Origin of the sequence: Clostridium sp. D5 (assembly GCF_000190355.1) — a bacterium.
Classification (GTDB): Bacteria; Bacillota; Clostridia; order Lachnospirales; family Lachnospiraceae; genus Faecalicatena; species Faecalicatena fissicatena_A.
Map to the genome: position 1 here is coordinate 1 of NZ_GL870829.1, position 3,176 is coordinate 3,176.

The following is a 3,176-nucleotide window of genomic DNA, read 5'->3' on the forward strand; positions in this document are numbered from 1 at the left end:
TGGATTAACTATTTCAGAATCGGAATGATGAAAGGTTTTATGGATGATTTCGGACAATGGTTAAGGCATAAAAATTCGAGTAATTGTGATGAAACAATGGAAAACGTCCAAGACCATATATAAAAATCTATGCTATATGAATAGAAAATATGAATGTGGATTCGACCATGAATCAATCTATAAAGTTGCAAACTCAAGACTTGGATGGTACAGACAGAGTGGAATGAACGTAGTTAATTTTATCATTAGCGTAAACGTCAAACCATCCGCCCCAACCTAAACCAACGCCGCTTTTCAGCGGCGTGGTATCCGGCATTTTTCCGGCAGATTGGTTGACCACGGCATCAAAGATGCCAATGCGTTTTTGTCTATAGTTCCATCCTTGTCTGCAAGTTTTGGCAATTCTGTAAGCAGATAGCAAAAATAATTGTAAGTACTCAGATTATTCAGTTTGGCAGTTTCCGAAATGCTGTATATCACAGCACTGGCTTCTGCTCCTTTGATAGAGTCAATTATTACCCAGTTCTTTTTGCCAATGCAGAATGTACGAATTGATCTCTCAGAAGCCGAGTTATCTATCGGGACTTCTCCATCTCTCAGAAATACCTTTAGCTGCTTTTCCTGATTGATGCTGTATTTTAAACCTTTAGCGGTTTCGCCTTTTGGCAGTTGTTCATGGAGCACTTTTTTTACCCACACAAAATACTCCTCAACAAGCGGTTTTACATTTTTTTCTCGCTCCTTGAGCCGTTCTTCTGCTGTAAGCGCCTTTAAAGATTCATCCAGTTTATAGATGGAAGATATCCTTATTAGTGCTTGGTATGCAACCGATTTTTTGGCTGTTTCCCGGTCATCCATTGCCTTTACCGCATTCATAAACGATCTGCGGCAGTGTGCCCAGCAATTCGCGTTGGTCACCCCCTCCAGATTCTTTTCAATCAGATGATACTGGCTTAGACCATCCGTTACAAGGACTCCCTTAAAGTCTTTGTAGTATTGCTCCGGATGATCATGATGCCGGGTCTTCTGGTATTCATACAGGACAATGGGCTTGTCTTTGTAGTATTCGCCAGACCGGTGAACCCACATATAACTCTGTGCTCCTGCAGAACGTCCATCATTGATCACTTCAACCGGTGTTTCGTCACATTGGGTGACATGATATTTAAATAGTTCTTCCTTCATATAGTCATAAACTGGCTGAAAGTATCTCTGTGCACACAGGATGGTCCAGTTAGCCATATTTTGTCTACTGATATGGACACCACCTCGCTGGAACTCCTGCTCAATTCGGTACAGCGGAATAGAATTCACATACTTCCCATTGATGATGGCAGCTTCCAATGAAGGAGTTACAATGCTGTTCCTAAGAAGATCTTTTGGACGATCACCCCGGACGAATTCATCCTGATGGAGCCCATCTGTGCCGACATACACTTCAACCGTATGAACTTCAACTGTCCAGGAAGCCGGTTCGTAACGCAGGCGCTTATAAGATTCATCCGGCATACGCTTGTAGTTTCCGTCACCATACATCTCGTTAAGTTTTTCTTGCGAGACACTGTGAAGAATCTTTTCTTCCGGAAATCCAGACAAATCCGCATCCCGCTTACCGCGCTGCTTTTTCTGTTTTGGGATTGTCGCAAGGACTTCTTCTATCGTTAATTCTTCCGTAGTATCTTCCGCAAGTGCTTCGGCTTCATTGAACAGCGATAGTTGTCCGCTGACTGCATCCAGTGTTTCCGTATGGCGTCCAAAGTGCTGTTGGTTTGCAATACGTATCTGCTCGATAAGTTTCTCCAAGTTATCATTCATCTGTGTTAACTGATCCTGCATAGACAACACAAGGAGCATCAGATCTTTTTTGTTTAGCTTATTCAATTGTTCCACGGTATATTTTTCAGCCATAAGTTCGCTCTCCTAATTGTCTTTATTATACCGCGGATAGCGTATTTATGCCACTTTCGGCACTTTGGCACTTCGTCATAATGCCTATGGTTTACACGCTTTATACCTCTTATACAAGGATAGAAATATAGAGTTTTCAATGTTCAAAAGTGCCTTGTTTCAGGCGTATATGCCGCAATGCTGATAGCTTTACGGCAAGTTTTGGGATTCCAAAGTTACAGCAAAAACCGAAGGTTTAAATTTCTCTGTTTTGCACAACAAAAACTTTATAACACATGCTTTGGATGGACCTCTTTGATCTTTGGAACAATCGGATTCAAGCCCTGCATCAGCATCTGGTACTGATCTCTGGTCAGTTCCGCCGCTTCCTCGGGCGTGCGCGGCCAGCTGAATGAGCCATCTTCCAAACGCTTATACAAAAGTAAAAACCCGGTCCCCTCCCAAAGCAGGCCTTTAATCCTGTCCGTTCGGCACCCACAGAACAGGAAAAGCACATCCTTCTCAAAAGGATTTAAATCATACTTTGTGCCGATTAATTGTGCCAGACCATCAATTCCTTTTCGAAGATCAGTTCTTCCGCAAGCCAATATGATGCGTTTCACGCCGGCTGCTTCAGCTAACATGGATAACAACCTCCAACATCTGTTTTAGAAGTCCAGGAGAAACAGTGTTTGATAATCCTATCGTCAACTTCCCGGTGCGGATGATTGCATCTGCTTGAAATGACTGCCCGAAAGATTCAGAAGCTCCCTGTGGTTGAACTGGTAATTCTGCAAATGTAACAGTGCCTTCCTGACTGGTAGCCGGTAGGTTGATTGAAGACATTTGCTCATATGCTTCCTTGCGTATTTTGCGAAGCCAGTAGTAGTAGCTCTTTTCGCTGATGTCATGATCCATCATCCACTGTTTGGCAGTCTGTCCTTCCGGTCGCTGTTGACATTGCTCAATAATTGATTTCCAATTAGCAAGCCTTACTTCATGAGTGGTTTTATCCATAGTATTTACCTCCACTTGAAAAAACTAGTTAGTTTTTTGCATTTTTTCAAGTGTGCCATAAAACTCATCAGAAAGAAAGGCGGATGGTTTGACGTTTACTCATTAGCCCAATGGTGCTTGAAACAAAAATAAAGGACGGAGCTGGTTTGCTCAATCCTTTAAATTATTATCTAAGATAAGTTGGAATATAAGTTGTAGAGCCGTATACGAGACCCGTACGTACGGTTCAATGAGAGGGAAATAATGCTAGCCATTATTTCCCTACTCTATTT

General features: G+C 42.3%; 3 protein-coding genes. All 3 read right to left on the reverse strand.

From position 1 onward, the window contains the following. Nucleotides 1–294 precede the first annotated feature (294 nt). Nucleotides 295–1,908 carry an IS66 family transposase gene (locus tag HMPREF0240_RS23060; RefSeq protein ID WP_009005798.1) on the reverse strand — a complete coding sequence of 538 codons (1,614 nt, stop codon included), beginning with the start codon at nucleotides 1,906–1,908 and terminating at the stop codon, nucleotides 295–297. A 266-nt stretch (nucleotides 1,909–2,174) separates the two neighbouring features. Further along, on the reverse strand, nucleotides 2,175–2,531 hold the full coding sequence (gene tnpB, locus HMPREF0240_RS23065; protein ID WP_009005799.1) for an IS66 family insertion sequence element accessory protein TnpB: 357 nt from the start codon (nucleotides 2,529–2,531) through the stop codon (nucleotides 2,175–2,177). Next, complete coding sequence (locus HMPREF0240_RS23070; protein WP_035314754.1) at nucleotides 2,521–2,904, reverse strand: hypothetical protein; 384 nt, start codon at nucleotides 2,902–2,904, stop codon at nucleotides 2,521–2,523. Before HMPREF0240_RS23070 ends, tnpB begins: the two co-directional genes overlap by 11 nt. Between the last annotated feature and the right edge of the window lie 272 nt (nucleotides 2,905–3,176).